Genomic DNA, 17,847 nt, shown 5'->3' on the forward strand with positions numbered 1-17,847 from the left:
ATCTACTTTGTATATTTCACAATGGCATTAGAAATATTGGCCAAATACGTCTAATTTGTAGTCTTCAATTATCTGGAAAATATCCAACGGCGCAGTACTCAGGAGATTCTATGGCGGAGTTTGAAGTGAAGCCCTTTGTCATTCTACAGACCGGTGATGCTCCGGATGTCATTCGCCAGCAGCACGGCGGTTTTACCGACATGTTTTTGCAACAGGGTGAGATAAACCCAGCCAGCGTAGTGGTAGTCAATCTTCCGGCCGGTGAACAGTTGTTAAGCCCTGAGCACTATCGCGGCGCAATCATTACCGGTTCAGCGGCGATGGTGACCGAATTATTGCCGTGGAGCGAACAGGCTGCCGTTTGGCTGCGCGATGCCGTCGGTATGGGATTACCTATTTTTGGTGCTTGCTATGGACATCAATTACTCGCTCACGCACTGGGCGGCGAAGTGGGCTATCATCCACAAGGAATGGAGATCGGTACGTTAGAAATAGAGCTCTTGCCGGAGGCCAAAAACGATCCTGCACTGCAATACTATCCACCACGTTTTTATGCCAACCTGATCCATTCACAAACCGTACTACGTCTGCCTGAAGGTGCCATCGCACTGGCGCGCTCTGCGCAAGATCCCCACCAAATTATCCGTTACCGAGATAATGTCATGAGCACCCAATTTCACCCTGAGTTTAATGGGCCGATAATGCACAGCTACATGAGCTGGATTGCCGAGTTAGAACCAGAACATCAGACAAAATATCTCGATATTCAGCGTCGAACCAGCAATACCCCCGTCAGCCAATCTTTGCTACGCGAATTCGTCAGCGGTTTATAAATATCACGCGTCATGGCTTTACAATGTGTAAAGCCATGACGCTAGTTTTAGCTTTCCTAATTCTCTTGAAAGATTGACCTTAGAAACATTTTGCATTATTTTCTCACACGCAAAGGGGAGTAACTTCATTGCTGGTTAATCGTCATTACGGTGCGTGCTACGTACCCGGTTGCCAGGCAACACATTTTAGCGATGAGCTAAAATGTATCTAAGCGCCCTGCTTAGATGAATACCCATGTCATTCATTGAGTACAGCTAATTGCGCTGTTTCATTGATGACAGAGGTATAGAGTTGTAAGTGAGACCTTGCCGGAAGGCGAGGTGCGCTTAAAACTCAGACAAGAGTCGTCGCTGTCGTCCTCCGTCATCGTGATTTTTGTATTTAATGAGTGTTACGAAGGATACTCCCATGATCAACTCCATTGGCTCTCCCCTGCTCTGGGGCAGTTTTGCCGTCATTGTCGTCATTATGCTCGCCGTCGATCTGCTGTTGCAGGGACGTCGCGGTGCAGCCACCATGACACTACGCCAAGCCGCCATTTGGTCGCTGGTGTGGGTAAGCTTATCTCTGCTGTTTAACGCCGGTCTGTGGTGGTATCTCAGTGAAACCATGGGGCGCGCCGTAGCCGATAAACAGGCTTTGGCGTTCCTGACTGGCTATCTGATTGAAAAAGCACTGGCCGTCGATAACGTGTTTGTATGGCTGATGTTGTTTAGCTATTTCTCTGTGCCGCCAAATCTACAGCGTCGCGTGCTGGTGTTTGGGGTTCTTGGTGCTATCGTTCTGCGTACTATTATGATTTTCGCGGGCAGTTGGTTAGTCACTCAGTTCCAGTGGATTTTGTATGTATTCGGCGCCTTCTTGCTGTTCACCGGCGTGAAAATGGCCTTGGCGAAAGAGGACGACGGCGATATCGGTGATAAACCGTTGGTGCGATGGATCCGTAGCCATCTGCGCATGACCGATAAAATCGAAAACGAACATTTCTTTACCCGCAGAAACGGCGTGCTGTTTGCTACTCCGCTGTTGCTGGTACTGATACTGGTTGAGCTCAGCGACGTTATTTTCGCCGTAGACAGCATCCCTGCGATCTTTGCGGTGACCACCGATCCGTTCTTGGTCTTGACCTCAAACCTGTTTGCGATTTTAGGCCTGCGCGCTATGTACTTCTTGCTGGCCGGCGTCGCAGAACGCTTCTCAATGCTGAAGTATGGCCTCTCAGTGATTCTGGTATTTATCGGCTTCAAAATGTTGATTATGGATCTGTACCATATTCCGATTGCCGTTTCCCTGAGTGTGGTGGCCGGTATTCTGGTACTCACGCTGGTGATTAACGTATTGGTTAACCGCCGCAACGACCGTTTGAAATCACAGATTTAATATTTTTGCCCCGGCCTGTCCGGGGCTTTTCTTAGCAAAAATGTCCCCACTCTCTACATTGTCATAATCTGTATAAATAATCGTTTAAAAGTGTTTTACGCTATTTTTATCTGCCACTAATACCAGAACTATCTACTCCGCACGCAAAATCACCCTATTTTTACCATTTTTGTTACCAACAACACATGGATGTTAATTTAATGTTTTAATATTTTAAGCGGAGCAGAATTTTATACTTTTCCCGTTTCTTATTTAAACAGTTTCCCTATACTGGCTTGGCAAACACAATTAGTTACATGTCTGTGAGCTAGCGCTCAAGGACGACAATAAAAAGAAACAGGTAAACATTATGGAAAAACAGTCTGGATTCATGCGTTTCATTACGCGCGGTAGTCTGGTGGGGCAAATACTTGTCGGGTTAGTACTCGGCATTTTATTAGCAAGCATCGCACCAAATGCAGCTATTGAGGTCGGTCTGCTCGGCTCGTTGTTCGTCAGTGCGCTAAAGGCCGTTGCACCTATTTTAGTTTTTGTACTGGTTGCGGCCTCCATCGCTAATCATAAAGCAGGTCAGCGCACCAATATGCGTCCGATTCTGTTCCTTTACTTGCTGGGCACCTTTTCTGCCGCATTGGTAGCAGTGTTGTTGAGCTTCGCCTTCCCGTCTACGTTAACGCTGGTGGCGGGTAATACTGACATCACTCCACCGGGAGGGATCGTCGAAGTATTACGCTCTTTGCTAATGAACGTCGTCGATAACCCATTCCGTGCCCTAACGACCGGTAACTTTATCGGCATCCTGGCCTGGGCAATTGGTTTAGGTGTGGCGCTACGTCATGCATCTGACACCACTAAACTGGTGGTCAGCGATCTCTCCTACGGCATCACCTTTATCGTGCGCGTTGTGATCCGTTTTGCACCGCTCGGTATTTTCGGTCTGGTGGCCTCTACGTTGGCAGAAACCGGATTTGATGCACTGTGGGGATATGCGCAACTGCTGGCTGTTTTGATTGGCGCGATGCTGCTCGTAGCGCTGGTGCTGAACCCGCTGATCGTGTTCTGGAAGATCCGCCGTAATCCGTATCCACTGGTGTTCACCTGCCTGCGCGAAAGCGGTCTGACGGCGTTCTTTACCCGCAGCTCGGCGGCAAATATTCCGGTAAACATGGAACTGGCCAAAAAGCTGAAACTACACGAAGACACCTATTCAGTATCGATTCCCTTAGGTGCCACCATCAATATGGCTGGCGCGGCGATTACGATCACCGTGCTAACGCTGGCGGCGGTGCATACTTTAGGTATTACCGTTGACCTGCCGACAGCGCTGCTGTTAAGCGTAGTGGCTTCAATCTGTGCGTGCGGGGCTTCTGGCGTGGCGGGAGGGTCACTGCTGTTGATCCCACTGGCCTGTAGCCTCTTTGGTATCAATAACGATTTGGCGATGCAGGTGGTTGCCGTCGGCTTCATCATCGGCGTGCTGCAGGATTCTTGTGAAACCGCGCTGAATTCGTCTACTGATGTGCTGTTCACCGCGGCAGCCTGTCAGGCGGAAGAAGCGAAAGAATTAGCGAAGCAGCCAGAGCTGAGCTAATCATCAAGTTTACCGCTCCCTGTTTATGGGAGCGGTCATTCACTCAGGTTAGCTTTTACGTCGCGCAGACCATGCTACGGCCAAAATAATCAGCAACCCGCCAGAAACCATCCGTAAACTGGGTACTTCATGAAATAGCGCCCACGCGATCAGAATCGCATACACCGGCTCTAACGCAATAATCATCGCCGCCATACGCGCTTTTAATGCCTGTAAGCTGCTAATAAATAGGCTGTATGCAAGCCCCGTGCAAATCAAGCCAAGACAGGCAATCCACACCCAATCCATAGCACTGACCTGAGGCAGCTCATGGTAAGTGAAAGGTAACAACAACACGATCACAGCCAGATTTTGCCACCAGCAAACCTGTGTACCGTTGACGCTGGCCGCTGAGTGGCGATTTGCTAACGCGAGGATCGCATAAATTAAACCAGATAGAACGCCCCACAGCAGACCTTCGGTCGCACTGTTTTCAAAGTTAAAGCTTGGCGTCACCAGCACTAACCCTATAGTCACCAACAGTATTAAAACATACTCCGACGACGACAATTTTTCTCGGTATAGCAGCCCTTCCAGAATGGCGACAAACGCTGGGAAACAGGCAAAGCCGAGTGTTCCCACTGCGACGCCACCCACTTTAACCGCAATGAAGAACGTGACCCAGTGTGCGCACAGTAGCGCACCGCAGGCGCACAGGCGTCCCACGCTGCGCAAGTCGAGATCGCGCCACGGTAAACGTTTAAGCTTCATTAATAACAATGACATGGCGGCCAACGCAAAAATCGCGCGGCCAAATACCAAGACGGCAGCACTGCTGGCAATCAGCTTGCCGAAAATACCTGAAATACCGAATAGCACGGTAGCACCGTGCATTAGCCATAGCGCACGGCGACGATCCATGCTCACTCCTCAAAAAATTTGCTGAAGGATCAGCGACTCAATAGTTTAGGAATCTCACGCAGCAGCCAAGACTTGGCCTCACCCATACTGTCACGACGCCACGCCATAATAATGTCAGTTTCATGGCTATATTCCGCGCTCACTACGCGTAGACGTCCTTCAGCGATATCTTGCTCCACCAGCGGATACGGCATGGTGGCCACCCCTAAACCATCGATCAGCGCTTGGCGTTTATCCGCAATAGTACTTACGGTTAAGCGCTGTTGTTTATCAAGCAGTTGAACCGTGAGAACCGGACGCTCACGGGCGGTATCCGCCACGGCAATACCCCGATATTTCACCCGAACAGCGTCTGACAACGGTTCTGGTTCCAGATGGATAGGATGCTCTGGAGCCGCCACGTAAACGCTCATGATTTTATACAGTTTGCGCACGTTAATTTCCGAGGATGAGCGGAAGTGCATATCTGGCGCAATCACGATGTCTGCTCTTCCTTGCTCTAAACGTTCCCATGCACCGGCTAACACTTCCGTCATCAATGACAGCTGAGTATTGGCTTTCTTCGCCAGTTTATCCACCAAAGGGAATAGCTGGGTCGCTGGTACTAAGGCTTCGCACACTACGGTAATATGCGTTTCCCAACCACGGGACAGAGCCTCTGCATCCGTAGTCAGTTTATCTGCCGCTTCGAGTAGAATGCGCCCACGTTCGAGCAACATACGGCCTACATTGGTAAATTTGGTTCGATGCCCAGAGCGGTCGAATAGCACCACGTCCAACTCTTCTTCCAGCTTCTGCATGGTATAGCTTAAGGCTGAAGGGACTCTGCCTAACTCGTCTGCCGCCGCAGCAAAACTTCCACGACGATCGATGGCATCCATGACCCGCAGTGCTTCCAATGTCAGCGCGCGATCTTTACTCATAGCATCCTTCTATTCAGGAAATTTGAATATACCGACCAGATTAACTGGCTAACAATCTTACGTCCAGACGCTTACCATGGTTATATCCATAATTAAGAGCCTTGAGCGCCATGATTACACAACGAAAAGCCCAAAACTGTGGACACGCTGACTATGGTTGGCTCAAGTCCCGCTATACATTCTCATTCGGCCACTATTTTGATCCTAAGCTGATGGGATATGCATCGCTGCGCGTTCTCAATCAAGATGTGCTCGCACCCGGCGCGGCACTCCAGCCGCGTACCTTTCCACGCGTCGACGTGTTAAATATCATTCTTGATGGTGACGTTGAGTATCGTGACAGCGAGGGCAGCCATACCCAAGCGCATACAGGCGACGTCGTTTTGCTGGCGACACAGGGAAACATTAGCTACAGCGAACACAACCTCAACAGCGATAAACCGCTAACGCGAATGCAGCTATGGCTGAATGTCTGTCCTGAAAGAGAAAATGATGAGATTCAGCGCCTAACGCTGACTGAAGAACCTTACCGGTTACTCGCCTCGCCCGAAGGCGACAACGGCAGTCTACAGCTACGCCAGCAAGTGTGGATCCATCATTTGGATCTTAAACCAGGCGAAAAACATACGTTACCGTTGCACGGATCGCGCGCCTATGTGCAATCGATTCATGGGAGCTACAAAACGCAAGATAGCACCGAATTGCTGGCCTGCGGCGACGGTGCCTTTATCAATGATGAAGAAAACCTAACCCTCACCGCCGTCACTCCACTGCGTGCACTGGTCATTGACCTGCCGGTGTAATTTGAACTGACATGTGGCTCTCTTGTAAAATGATAAGAGAGTCATATCGACGAATGAAAGAGTCCTAAAACCCATACAAATCCTATTGTATTCTACAGCCACATCACACCTCATTAACCACCTAAGTACCACCTGCAAACAACCTCGTTTACATTGAGAAAATCGACCTCGCTCTCGGTTTGTATAACGTTTCTACCGAATATAAAAATCTTTGCGCTAAGTCAAACTACTGTGCTTTCACAAAAAACAAATACCATATATAGTGTCCAACACATTAGATAGCACCCATATGTAGTAGTTATCCACAAAGCATCCACAAAAGTCCGCCAGGCCTTATAGCATGCGGATTTCGGCTGTGGATAACACATGAACCGGGTAAAAGGAGCGAAGCGGTGAAACCTATAGTGATTAAACGGGACGGTTGTCAGGTACCTTTTGACGAACAGCGAATCAAAGAAGCTGTGGTGCGCGCTGCCCAAGCGGCAGGCGTTGATGATACCGACTATTGTGCAACCGTCGCCCGCGTAGTCGCTATGCAGATGGCGGATCTCGAACGTGTTGATATCCATGTGATTCAAAACGCCGTAGAAAACCAACTGATGGCAGGCAACTATAAGCAGCTTGCGCGCGCATACATTGAGTATCGTCATGACCGTGACGTCTCTCGTGAACAACGCGGCCGTCTTAATCAGGAAATCCGTGGCCTGGTCGAACAAAGCAATGCGGCTTTGCTCAACGAAAACGCCAACAAAGACAGTAAAGTTATCCCAACCCAACGCGATCTATTAGCGGGTATTGTGGCTAAGCACTATGCGACGCAGCATATTTTGCCGCGTGACGTTGTGCTAGCGCATGAGCGTGGTGAAATTCACTACCACGATCTGGATTACTCTCCGTTCTTCCCTATGTTCAACTGCATGCTGATTGACCTTAAAGGCATGCTGACCAACGGCTTCAAGATGGGGAACGCTGAAATTGAGCGCCCTAAATCCATCTCCACCGCTACCGCCGTGACCGCGCAAATCATCGCGCAGGTTGCCAGCCATATTTATGGCGGCACTACCATTAATCGAATTGACGAAGTTCTAGCGCCGTTTGTGACCGCCAGCTTTGAAAAGCATCGTCAGACCGCCGCAGAGTGGAACATCCCTGACGCCGACGGCTATGCAAAAACACGTACGGAAAAAGAGTGCTACGACGCATTCCAATCGCTGGAATATGAAGTCAACACATTGCATACCGCTAACGGTCAAACGCCATTTGTTACCTTTGGCTTTGGTCTGGGAACCAGCTGGGAATCACGCTTGATTCAACAGTCGATCCTAAAAAACCGTATCGCGGGCTTGGGCAAAAATCGCAAAACAGCCGTCTTCCCTAAACTGGTGTTTGCCATCCGCGATGGCCTAAACCACAAGTTTGGCGATGCTAACTACGACATCAAACAGTTGGCATTAGAGTGCGCAAGCAAGCGTATGTACCCCGATATTCTTAACTACGATCAAGTTGTTAAAGTGACCGGCTCCTTCAAAACCCCGATGGGCTGCCGCAGCTTCCTCGGCGTGTATGAAGAAAACGGTGAGATGATCCATGAAGGTCGTAATAACCTCGGTGTCATTAGCCTAAACCTGCCGCGCATTGCATTAGAAGCTAAAGGTGACGAAGCCGCATTCTGGAAACTTCTGGACGAACGTTTAGAACTTTCTAAGAAAGCTTTAATGACGCGTATCGCGCGTTTGGAAGGCATTAAAGCCCGCGTTGCCCCCATTTTGTATATGGAAGGTGCATGTGGCGTGCGTCTGAAAGCCGACGATAACATCGCTGATATCTTCAAGAATGGCCGCGCCTCTATTTCACTGGGCTACATCGGTATTCATGAAACTATCAATGCGCTGTTTGGCAACCAGACTCACGTATTCGATGACGAAGCGCTGCGTGCAAAAGCCGTTGCCATTGTTGCCCGTTTGCAGCAGGCGACAGACAGCTGGAAAGAAGAAACCGGCTACGGTTTCAGCCTGTACAGCACGCCGAGCGAAAACCTATGTGACCGCTTCTGCCGCTTAGATACCGCTGAATTCGGCGTAGTACCGGGCGTCACCGACAAAGGCTATTACACCAACAGCTTCCACTTGGACGTTGAGAAAAAAGTTAATCCGTACGACAAATTGGATTTCGAAGCACCTTACCCGCCATTGGCGAGCGGGGGTTTCATTTGCTACGGCGAATATCCAAACTTACAGCACAATCTGAAAGCGCTGGAAGACGTATGGGACTATAGCTACAGTCGAGTGCCGTACTACGGCACCAATACGCCAATTGACGAATGCTACGAATGCGGTTTCACCGGCGAGTTCGAATGTACCAGTAAAGGCTTCACCTGCCCGAAATGTGGCAATCACGACTCGGCCAAAGTCTCAGTGATCCGCCGCGTATGTGGCTATCTTGGTAGCCCGGATGCTCGTCCGTTCAACGCTGGTAAGCAGGAAGAAGTTAAACGTCGCGTTAAGCATTTGAATAACGGACAGATTGGTTAATATCGCGAACTGACTGAACAGGTTCTGTTTTGGGCTTGTTCAGTCAGCGTTATTGTCGCCGCCAATTTGAATGCGGCCTGCGCAGAAGATCCGGAGCATGCACGTACATGAACCGATTTTTTGCAAGAAAGTCAGCGCAGCCCGAATCCATAAACGGCAAGTAACATAGCCTAATGGGCAAACCTTCAATGAATTTCCATCAATATTACCCCGTCGATGTCGTCAACGGGCCGGGTACACGCTGCACGCTGTTTGTTTCTGGTTGCGTGCATGAATGTCCTGGTTGCTACAACAAAAGCACATGGCGTTTGAATTCAGGCCTACCGTTTACCCAAGAAATGGAAGATCAGATCATCAACGATCTGAACGATACTCGTATTCGCCGCCAAGGATTATCCCTTTCCGGCGGCGATCCACTGCATCCACAAAATGTGCCTTTTATACTTAAGCTCGTACAACGCGTGCGCGCCGAATGTGAAGGCAAAGACATTTGGGTCTGGACTGGCTATAAGCTAGACGAGCTCAACGCCGCTCAACAAGAAGTGGTTGATCTGATCAACGTTCTGGTCGATGGAAAATTCGTTCAGGACCTCAAAGATCCGATGCTGATCTGGCGCGGTAGCAGCAATCAAGTGATCCATAAACTACGCTAAAAACTCGGATATAAAAGAGCCAACCTTCAATGGTTCACCAGTGGCACTCTCTTCGAAGATACCGGTACCGACGGATATCTTCGATTTAAGCCACGGTAAGCCTGCATCCATCGCCCTGTAGCCTCTCATCTATTCATTCCTGTCATCTGACCGCCTTTAACTATTCATATTTCTGCAACATATAAATAACCATTCTGTCATTTTCGAACGGCACCATGAGCGCAACTTAATTTCGCCCAACCCACAAATGGGGGTTACGCCATGTCACCGATCATCCGCGTCACGAATCTAAGCAAGACGTTTGCAGGTCAGCAGGCGCTTCACAGCGTTGGTTTAGAAGTTCAGCAAGGCCAGATGGTCGCGTTGCTTGGCCCCTCTGGCTCAGGAAAATCAACCTTATTGCGCCATTTGAGTGGCCTTATCACCGGAGACCGTCGCGACGACTCCCATATCGAATTACTCGGACGAACCATTCAAAAACAGGGGCGTCTAGCCTCAGACATCCGCAGCAGCCGTAGCCATATCGGCTATATCTTCCAGCAGTTCAATTTGGTTAACCGTCTTACCGTTATGGAAAACGTGTTGATCGGTGCATTAGGCGCTACGCCGTTTTGGCGTACCTGCTGCGGCTGGTTTACCCAAGAACAAAAACAGCAAGCGATGCAGGCACTTACCCGCGTAGGCATGGCGTCATTTGCCCAACAGCGAGTGTCCACACTCTCTGGCGGACAGCAGCAACGCGTGGCGATCGCCCGAGCATTGATGCAAAAAGCCAAAGTCATTCTTGCCGACGAACCCATTGCCTCGCTCGATCCAGAATCAGCCCGCATCGTGATGGAAACCCTACTGGATATTAATCAAAAAGATGGCATCACCGTAGTGGTGACTCTGCATCAGGTTGATTACGCACTGCGCTATTGCGAACGCGTGATTGCGTTACGTCAGGGTCATGTGTTCTACGACGGTGCAAGCGCCCATCTACAGCGTGAACAAATCGAACATCTCTACCGTGGTGTTAACCGCGTTGACGTACCGAATCCAGAAGCCGAAGCCGTTGCGGCCTAAATAACAACCTTTACCAAACTTCATATGGAGTTGTCATGACTTACAAGGTAGCTTGCAAAACCGTAGCCGCACTGGCCTTCAGCGTCTGTACTCTTTTCGGCACTGCACACGCAGACGATCAGGCTCCAGCATTAAACTTCGGCATCATCTCTACAGAATCACAACAAAACCTAAAACCCCAGTGGGATCCATTCCTGAAGGATATGGAGAAAACGCTGGGCGTGAAGGTGAATGCTTTCTTCGCACCGGACTACGCAGGCATTATCCAAGGAATGCGTTTCAACAAGGTTGATATTGCTTGGTATGGCAACCTATCGGCAATGGAAGCAGTGGATCGCGCCAACGGTCAGGTCTTTGCCCAAACCGTGGCAGCAGACGGTTCCCCAGGCTACTGGAGCGTATTAATCGTTAACAAAGATAGCCCAATCAACAACGTTCAAGAAATGCTCGCCAAGAAGAAAGATCTGACCTTCGGCAACGGCGATCCTAATTCCACTTCCGGTTATTTGGTCCCCGGTTACTACGTTTTTGCCAAAAACAACACTGCCGCCAGCGACTTCAAACGTACCGTCAACGCCAATCATGAAACCAACGCCTTAGCCGTCGCCAATAAGCAGGTCGACGTCGCAACCAATAACACTGAAAACCTCGATCGTCTGAAGATCACCGCACCTGAAAAATTCAAAGATCTGAAGGTGATCTGGAAATCCCCTCTGATTCCGGGCGACCCGATCGTGTGGCGCAAAAATCTCCCTGAAGAGACTAAACAAAAGATCTATGGCTTCTTTATGAACTACGGCAAAACCCCCGAAGAACAGCAGGTATTAAAGGGCCTGAGCTGGGCACCGTTCCGTCCCTCTAGCGACCTACAGCTCGTCCCTATCCGTCAGCTTTCACTGTTTAAACAGAGCCAGACGCTCAAAGCCAACGAAGGGTTAAGTCCTGCGGACAAAGCGACAAAAACCGCAGCGCTACAGGCTCAAATGGACGATCTCGATCGCCTAAGTTCTGCACTTAACGCGATGAATAGTTTGAAAACAGCGACTCAGTGATGAGGCGTAAATCCTTATAGCAGCCTCTCGATAGAGGCTGCAAGACGGATGAAAGCTCACACATCACCGAATTGGAGAAACAAATGCAAACCACTCAATCCACCGCGCCAGCAGTGCCGGAGCAAAAACGAAGTTGGTTTAGCCTGTTCACTTGGGCAATTCTAATTGCGGTACTGGCTTGGTCTTGGCACGGTGCAGAAATGGCTCCGCTGACCCTATTTCGTGATGCAGGAAACATGGCTACCTTTGCCGCTGATTTCTTCCCTCCCGATTTTAGCCAGTGGCAGCAATATCTTGGTGAAATGCTGGTTACGCTGCAAATCGCCGTCTGGGGCACAGCCCTGTCTATTGTGCTTTCAATTCCACTCGGCCTGATGAGTGCTGAAAACCTTGTGCCGTGGTGGATCTATCAACCGACCCGTCGTCTGATGGATGCCTGCCGCGCGATTAACGAAATGGTGTTCGCCATGCTGTTTGTGGTTGCGGTAGGTCTTGGCCCATTCGCCGGCGTACTGGCACTGTTTATCCATACCACTGGCGTCTTGGCAAAACTGTTTTCCGAAGCGGTAGAGGCCATCGAACCTGGCCCAATCGAAGGTGTAAAAGCCACCGGTGCCAACAAGTTGGAAGAAATTATTTACGGCGTACTGCCACAGGTCATGCCGCTGTGGATCTCTTATTCACTCTACCGATTTGAATCTAACGTCCGCTCCGCCACCGTGGTGGGAATGGTGGGTGCCGGCGGCATCGGCGTCACGCTGTGGGAAGCGATCCGCGGATTTCAATTTCAGCAAACCTGCGCGCTGATGGTGTTCATCATCGTCACCGTCAGCCTGCTGGATTTCATGTCTCAACGTCTACGCAAGCACTTCATCTGATTAAGAGGCTTTGTTTGTATGCACTTATCTAGACATCCGACCAGCTATCCAACGCGTTATCAGGAAATTGCCGCCCTGCTGGAGCTTGAACTACGCCAGAACTATCAGTGTGGTGACTATCTCCCAGCCGAACATCAATTAGCCGAACATTATGACGTTAATCGCCACACCCTACGCCGCGCTATCGACGAATTAGTGGTACGTGGCTGGGTACAACGCCGTCAGGGCGTCGGTGTTTTAGTTCTGATGCGTCCTTTTGACTACCCGCTGCATTCACAGGCGCGCTTTAGCCAGAACTTACTGGAGCAAGGAAGCCATCCCACCAGCGAACGTTTGATTTCCGTATTGCGCCCAACGGTTAGCCACATCGCCGATGCATTAGGTATGGAAGAGGGGCAGCAGGTGATCCATCTACGCACCCTACGCCGTGTCAACGGCGTGCCGGTATGCGTTATCGACCACTTCCTGCCAGATCTCACTTGGTGGGGCGCGCTGCAACAATTTACCAGCGGATCGCTGCACGACTACATTCAACAACATCTCGGCTGTGAACTTAGCCGAACACAAACCCGCATCAGCGCTCGCCGAGCTCAGGCCAAAGAGAGCCGATTATTAGAAATTGCCACCCATGCACCGCTAATGTGTGTGCGTACCTTGAATCACCGTGAAGGCCAGTCTCAGCCAGCGGAATACTCCGTCAGCCTGACGCGCGCCGACATGATTGAACTGACTATGGAGCACTAGATGGACGCCTCACACACTCATGCACATTTCTCCCTTGCTGAACGCCAGCGCTGGATGGCGACTCTAGCGCACAGCCAACCGGACGACCTAAATCCATTGTGGGATGTCATGCACTTTCCCCACGTGGAATGGAAAAATATCCGCTCAGCAGAAACCGGGTTGGTTCAGATTCAGGCTCGCGCGGGAGCCCGCGGCCAGCGATTTTTCCTTGGTGATGCCACGCTGACCCGTGCGGTTATCCAGTTGGAGTGTGGTACCTACGGTTATAGCTATCTATTGGGGCGCGATAAGTTACACGCCGAACGTTGCGCGTTGATTGACGCCCTACTGCAAAAGCGGGAGCACGCGCCACATCTGTTGGAAAACCTGATTAATCCCCTCGCCGCGCTGCAACAAGAACGACACCAGCAGCGCGCTCAAGAAATTGCAGCCAGCCGAGTAGATTTCTTCACTCTGGTTCGCGGAGATAACTAATGACGTTGATGACCGCCTTTACCTTACCTGTGCAGGATGCACAACACCATTTTCGCCGCCTGCTCAAAGCCATGAGCGAGCCGGGTGTCATAGTGAGTTTGAATAACACGCCAGAGGGCTGGCAGCCGTTGAACAGTGCAACCACCAGCGTATTGCTCACCCTAAGCGACCAAGATACACCTGTATGGTTAGCGCCTGAATTATGCTCGGAAACTGCCTGCCAGAATCTGCGTTTTCATACCGGAGCAGTGCTCGCCACCGAACCATCACAGGCCACCTTTACCGTTGTGAATGATCAGGTACGCGCTAAGCAACTCAATGATTTCGCACAGGGAGAAGATGTCTCACCGGAAGCCAGCGCCACGGTGATTGTTGAGGTGAAAAGCCTTAGCGGCGGCCACATGCTACGCCTGACCGGTCCCGGAATTCTTGAAGAGCGCATGATTGCACCGCAGATTTCAGACGTTGTACTCAACGCATTAACCGAACGTTTACACGCTTTCCCGCTAGGCTGCGATTTTATCTTTACCTGTGGAGAACGTCTGCTTGCCATACCACGCACGACTCATGTGGAGGTGTTCGATGTACGTAGCCGTTAAAGGGGGAGAAAAAGCCATTGCAGCGGCCCACCGTTTGCAAGAACAGAAGCGTCGCGGATCAACGCAGTTTGACGAACTCAACGTCGATCAAATCGAGCAGCAATTGGCTTTGGCGGTCGATCGGGTGATGACCGAAGGCGGGATCTACGACAGACAACTGGCGGCGTTGGCGATCAAACAGGCCAGCGGCGATCTGGTTGAGGCGATCTTTTTACTACGAGCCTATCGCACCACGCTACCTCGTTTGGCGATCAGCAACGCGCTGGATACGGGTGAGATGCGGCTAGAACGAAGAATTTCTGCGGTGTACAAAGATTTACCCGGTGGGCAGGTGTTGGGCCCAACCTATGACTATACCCATCGCCTGCTGGATTTTACGCTGCTGGCAAACGGCGAAATGCCTAACGTAGAACAAGTTTCCGAAGCAGAAGAAATTCCCTGCCCACATGTTTTCAGCATGTTGGCGCAGCAAAATCTGGCTCGTGAAGAACACGATGACGGCCACGAACCCGATGATATCACCCGAAATCCGCCGGTTTATCCCTGCTCACGCGCCTCACGCTTGCAGCAATTGGCGCGCGGCGATGAGGGGTATCTACTGGCGCTAGGCTATTCCACCCAGCGCGGTTACGGGCGCAATCACCCGTTTGCCGGCGAGATTCGTAGCGGCTTCGTGAAGCTCAGCATTACGCCAGAAGAACTCGGATTTTCCGTTGACGTGGGTGAGCTGTTGCTTACCGAATGTGAAATGGTTAACGGCTTTGTCGCGGAACAGGATACTCCCCCACACTTCACGCGCGGCTATGGCCTGGTATTTGGCATGAGCGAACGTAAAGCGATGGCGATGGCGTTAGTCGATCGCGCCCTTCAAGCTCCTGATTACCAAGAACAGGTCAAAGGCCCTGCGCAGGATGAAGAGTTTGTTTTAGCTCACGCCGACAACGTGGAAGCCGCAGGCTTTGTTTCACATCTCAAACTCCCTCACTACGTTGATTTCCAAGCTGAACTGGAGCTGCTCAATCGCTTGCAGCAGGAATTCAATGACCGTCAGGAGAACGCACATGACTAACGTGCTAACCGGCTATAACTTTGGTTATCTGGATGAACAAACCAAGCGCATGATCCGCCGCGCTATCCTTAAAGCGATCGCGATCCCCGGCTATCAGGTTCCTTTTGGCGGTCGCGAAATGCCAATGCCCTACGGCTGGGGAACCGGCGGGATCCAGCTAACTGCCAGCGTCATTGGTGAGTCAGATACGCTAAAAGTGATCGATCAAGGTGCAGATGACACCACCAACGCGGTTTCTATTCGTCGCTTTTTCCAGCGCGTCACCGGCGTGAAGACGACCGAAACCACCGCCGACGCCACGCTGATCCAAACTCGCCATCGCATTCCTGAAACGCCGCTGCGTGAAGATCAAATCATCATTTACCAAGTGCCAATGCCTGAACCGCTGCGTTTTATCGAACCTCGCGAAACTGAAACCCGCAAAATGCATGCTCTGGAAGAGTACGGCGTGATGCAGGTGAAATTGTATGAGGATATTGCGCGCTTTGGACATATCGCCACTACCTATGACTATCCGGTCAAAGTGAACAACCGCTATGTGATGGCTCCATCGCCGATCCCTAAATTTGATAATCCAAAGATGAACATGATGCCAGCGCTACAGCTATTTGGTGCCGGTCGTGAAAAGAGGATCTATGCAGTTCCCCCGTTCACCAAAGTGGAAAGTCTCGACTTTGACGATCATCCCTTTAGCGTCCAGAAGTGGGATCAACCCTGTGCAATCTGCGGCTCGAAGCAGAGCTATCTGGATGAAGTGGTCCTCGACGATCAAGGCGCACGCATGTTCGTTTGCTCGGATACCGATTTCTGCCGCCAGCACAATGAGGCCAATGCGCAATGAATAACACAGATTCGATTTTCTCCGCGCCAGAGAATGACCTGCCGCTGCTTTCCGTGAATAACCTGACTCATCTCTATGCGCCGGGCAAAGGTTTTAGCGATGTCACCTTCGATCTCTATCCAGGAGAAGTGCTGGGGATCGTCGGTGAATCAGGCTCAGGAAAAACAACGCTGCTTAAAGCGATCTCAGCCCGACTCACGCCACAACAAGGCAGCATTCGTTACCTAAGTACTCAAGGCGTACGCGATTTATATGCCATGAGTGAAAGCGATCGCCGGCGTCTGTTACGTACCGAATGGGGCGTGGTACATCAACATCCTCTCGATGGTTTACGCCCCCACGTATCAGCCGGTGGCAATATCGGCGAGCGCCTGATGGCCGTGGGACAACGGCACTACGGCAATATCCGTGCGGAAGCGATGCGCTGGCTAGAAGACGTAGAGATCCCAGCAACCCGCATCGACGATCTACCTACCACCTTTTCTGGTGGTATGCAGCAGCGTCTGCAAATTGCACGCAATCTAGTGACGCATCCACGCGTGGTGTTTATGGACGAGCCCACCGGCGGGCTCGACGTTTCTGTTCAAGCTCGTTTGTTGGATCTCCTGCGCACGCTGGTGGTGGATCTGCAACTTGCGGTGGTGATCGTCACCCACGATCTTGGCGTTGCGCGTCTGCTAGCACACCGTCTTCTTGTGATGAAGCAGGGAAAAGTGGTGGAAAGTGGTCTGACAGATCGTGTGCTTGACGATCCGCACCATCCCTATACCCAACTGCTGGTTTCTTCTGTCTTACAAAACTGAGCGAAAATTATGACTACAACGACACGCTTACGCGTTGAAAACCTGAGTAAAACCTTCGTGTTGCATCATCAGAATAGCATCCATTTGCCAGTGCTAGCGGGCGCATCATTAGAGGTTCACTCTGGCGAATGTGTAGTGTTGCATGGCCACTCAGGCAGCGGAAAATCAACGCTATTGCGTTCACTCTACGCCAATTATCTTCCTGACGAGGGCAGCATCTGGGTGAATCATCAAGGCGAATGGCTGGATATGGTTCAGGCTCCGGCACGACAAATTCTTGCGGTACGCCGCAAAACCATTGGCTGGGTAAGCCAGTTTCTACGCGTGATCCCGCGGATTAGCGCTTTAGAGGTGGTTATGCAGCCCATGCTGGAGCTTGGCTTTGAACGCCAAGCCTGCGAGCAAAAAGCCGCCGCTCTGTTAACTCGCCTCAACGTCCCCGAACGCCTGTGGCACTTAGCGCCCTCTACCTTTTCCGGCGGTGAACAACAGCGGGTAAATATCGCGCGAGGATTTGTCGTCGATTACCCCATTTTATTACTTGATGAACCCACCGCATCGCTGGACACCACCAACAGCGCGGCTGTTGTAAGCCTGATTGACGAAGCCAAAGCACGTGGGGCTGCCATTGTGGGTATTTTCCACGATGAAGCCGTACGCAATCACGTAGCAGATCGTCTGCATGTGATGACTGAATAGCGGAGCAA

At 50.9% G+C, this 17,847-nt stretch carries 19 protein-coding genes; 16 read left to right on the forward strand and 3 right to left on the reverse strand.

All coding sequences use genetic code 11. The features are described 5' to 3' along the window. Nucleotides 1-110: 110 nt before the first annotated feature. The 3 genes from M988_RS17495 (at nucleotide 111) to sstT (ending at nucleotide 3,805) form a co-directional block, all read left to right on the forward strand. Nucleotides 111-833: a glutamine amidotransferase gene (locus tag M988_RS17495; protein ID WP_008814916.1), complete on the forward strand. Its 723-nt coding sequence runs from the start codon at nucleotides 111-113 to the stop codon at nucleotides 831-833. Nucleotides 834-1,245: 412 nt separating this feature from the next. Beyond that, the gene (locus M988_RS17500; protein ID WP_039188024.1) at nucleotides 1,246-2,214 is read left to right on the forward strand and encodes a TerC family protein; all 969 of its coding nucleotides are present in this window, start codon (nucleotides 1,246-1,248) and stop codon (nucleotides 2,212-2,214) included. A 349-nt stretch (nucleotides 2,215-2,563) separates the two neighbouring features. Then, the gene (gene sstT / locus M988_RS17505; RefSeq protein ID WP_008814914.1) at nucleotides 2,564-3,805 is read left to right on the forward strand and encodes a serine/threonine transporter SstT; all 1,242 of its coding nucleotides are present in this window, start codon (nucleotides 2,564-2,566) and stop codon (nucleotides 3,803-3,805) included. A 48-nt stretch (nucleotides 3,806-3,853) separates the two neighbouring features. Here the strand turns inward: sstT and M988_RS17510 are convergent, their stop codons facing one another. Together M988_RS17510 and M988_RS17515 are read right to left on the reverse strand one after the other, a co-directional pair. Beyond that, nucleotides 3,854-4,705: a DMT family transporter gene (locus M988_RS17510; RefSeq protein ID WP_008814913.1), complete on the reverse strand. Its 852-nt coding sequence runs from the start codon at nucleotides 4,703-4,705 to the stop codon at nucleotides 3,854-3,856. A gap of 29 nt (nucleotides 4,706-4,734) precedes the next feature. Then, nucleotides 4,735-5,628, reverse strand: a complete 894-nt coding sequence (locus M988_RS17515) for a LysR family transcriptional regulator (RefSeq protein ID WP_008814912.1) — start codon at nucleotides 5,626-5,628, stop codon at nucleotides 4,735-4,737. 110 nt (nucleotides 5,629-5,738) lie between these two features. Here M988_RS17515 and M988_RS17520 point away from each other — a divergent pair, with 110 nt between their 5' ends. The 3 genes from M988_RS17520 to nrdG all read left to right on the forward strand — a co-directional run bounded on the left by M988_RS17520 (nucleotide 5,739) and on the right by nrdG (nucleotide 9,615). After that, a complete protein-coding gene (locus M988_RS17520) occupies nucleotides 5,739-6,431 on the forward strand; it encodes a pirin family protein (RefSeq protein ID WP_064575154.1) in 693 nt (230 codons plus the stop codon). A 392-nt stretch (nucleotides 6,432-6,823) separates the two neighbouring features. Then, the gene (gene nrdD / locus M988_RS17525) at nucleotides 6,824-8,962 is read left to right on the forward strand and encodes an anaerobic ribonucleoside-triphosphate reductase (RefSeq protein WP_039187898.1); all 2,139 of its coding nucleotides are present in this window, start codon (nucleotides 6,824-6,826) and stop codon (nucleotides 8,960-8,962) included. A 188-nt stretch (nucleotides 8,963-9,150) separates the two neighbouring features. Beyond that, nucleotides 9,151-9,615 carry an anaerobic ribonucleoside-triphosphate reductase-activating protein gene (gene nrdG, locus M988_RS17530; RefSeq protein WP_020303460.1) on the forward strand — a complete coding sequence of 155 codons (465 nt, stop codon included), beginning with the start codon at nucleotides 9,151-9,153 and terminating at the stop codon, nucleotides 9,613-9,615. Here nrdG and M988_RS22900 read toward each other — a convergent pair. Next, on the reverse strand, nucleotides 9,607-9,744 hold the full coding sequence (locus M988_RS22900; RefSeq protein WP_156518188.1) for a hypothetical protein: 138 nt from the start codon (nucleotides 9,742-9,744) through the stop codon (nucleotides 9,607-9,609). The two genes, nrdG and M988_RS22900, sit on opposite strands and share 9 nt — an antisense overlap. 132 nt (nucleotides 9,745-9,876) lie before the next feature. Between M988_RS22900 and phnC the strand changes: the two genes are divergently transcribed. From phnC to phnL, 10 genes are all read left to right on the forward strand, one after another. Further along, nucleotides 9,877-10,680: a phosphonate ABC transporter ATP-binding protein gene (gene phnC, locus M988_RS17535; protein ID WP_004093798.1), complete on the forward strand. Its 804-nt coding sequence runs from the start codon at nucleotides 9,877-9,879 to the stop codon at nucleotides 10,678-10,680. Nucleotides 10,681-10,715: 35 nt separating this feature from the next. Next, nucleotides 10,716-11,732 carry a phosphonate ABC transporter substrate-binding protein gene (gene phnD / locus M988_RS17540; RefSeq protein WP_064575156.1) on the forward strand — a complete coding sequence of 339 codons (1,017 nt, stop codon included), beginning with the start codon at nucleotides 10,716-10,718 and terminating at the stop codon, nucleotides 11,730-11,732. A gap of 83 nt (nucleotides 11,733-11,815) precedes the next feature. Further along, nucleotides 11,816-12,610 (forward strand): phosphonate ABC transporter, permease protein PhnE, encoded by a 795-nt coding sequence (phnE, locus tag M988_RS17545; RefSeq protein ID WP_008814908.1) that lies wholly within the window; start codon nucleotides 11,816-11,818, stop codon nucleotides 12,608-12,610. 18 nt (nucleotides 12,611-12,628) lie between these two features. Next, a complete protein-coding gene (gene phnF / locus M988_RS17550) occupies nucleotides 12,629-13,354 on the forward strand; it encodes a phosphonate metabolism transcriptional regulator PhnF (protein WP_004093784.1) in 726 nt (241 codons plus the stop codon). Continuing rightward, complete coding sequence (gene phnG / locus M988_RS17555; protein WP_008814907.1) at nucleotides 13,355-13,828, forward strand: phosphonate C-P lyase system protein PhnG; 474 nt, start codon at nucleotides 13,355-13,357, stop codon at nucleotides 13,826-13,828. Continuing rightward, the gene (gene phnH / locus M988_RS17560) at nucleotides 13,828-14,427 is read left to right on the forward strand and encodes a phosphonate C-P lyase system protein PhnH (protein ID WP_008814906.1); all 600 of its coding nucleotides are present in this window, start codon (nucleotides 13,828-13,830) and stop codon (nucleotides 14,425-14,427) included. Before phnG ends, phnH begins: the two co-directional genes overlap by 1 nt. Continuing rightward, nucleotides 14,411-15,496: a carbon-phosphorus lyase complex subunit gene (locus M988_RS17565; RefSeq protein WP_064575158.1), complete on the forward strand. Its 1,086-nt coding sequence runs from the start codon at nucleotides 14,411-14,413 to the stop codon at nucleotides 15,494-15,496. The genes phnH and M988_RS17565 overlap by 17 nt, the downstream gene beginning before the upstream one ends. Then, entirely contained in the window at nucleotides 15,489-16,337 is an 849-nt protein-coding gene (locus M988_RS17570; protein ID WP_039187896.1) for an alpha-D-ribose 1-methylphosphonate 5-phosphate C-P-lyase PhnJ, read from the forward strand. The genes M988_RS17565 and M988_RS17570 overlap by 8 nt, the downstream gene beginning before the upstream one ends. Then, nucleotides 16,334-17,140, forward strand: coding sequence for a phosphonate C-P lyase system protein PhnK (phnK, locus tag M988_RS17575; RefSeq protein WP_048797488.1), 807 nt, complete (start codon nucleotides 16,334-16,336; stop codon nucleotides 17,138-17,140). Before M988_RS17570 ends, phnK begins: the two co-directional genes overlap by 4 nt. A gap of 9 nt (nucleotides 17,141-17,149) precedes the next feature. Continuing rightward, a complete protein-coding gene (gene phnL / locus M988_RS17580; protein ID WP_064575160.1) occupies nucleotides 17,150-17,839 on the forward strand; it encodes a phosphonate C-P lyase system protein PhnL in 690 nt (229 codons plus the stop codon). The last annotated feature ends 8 nt before the right edge of the window (nucleotides 17,840-17,847 follow it).

This window comes from Hafnia paralvei ATCC 29927 (assembly GCF_001655005.1).
GTDB classification, from domain to species: Bacteria; Pseudomonadota; Gammaproteobacteria; order Enterobacterales; family Enterobacteriaceae; genus Hafnia; species Hafnia paralvei.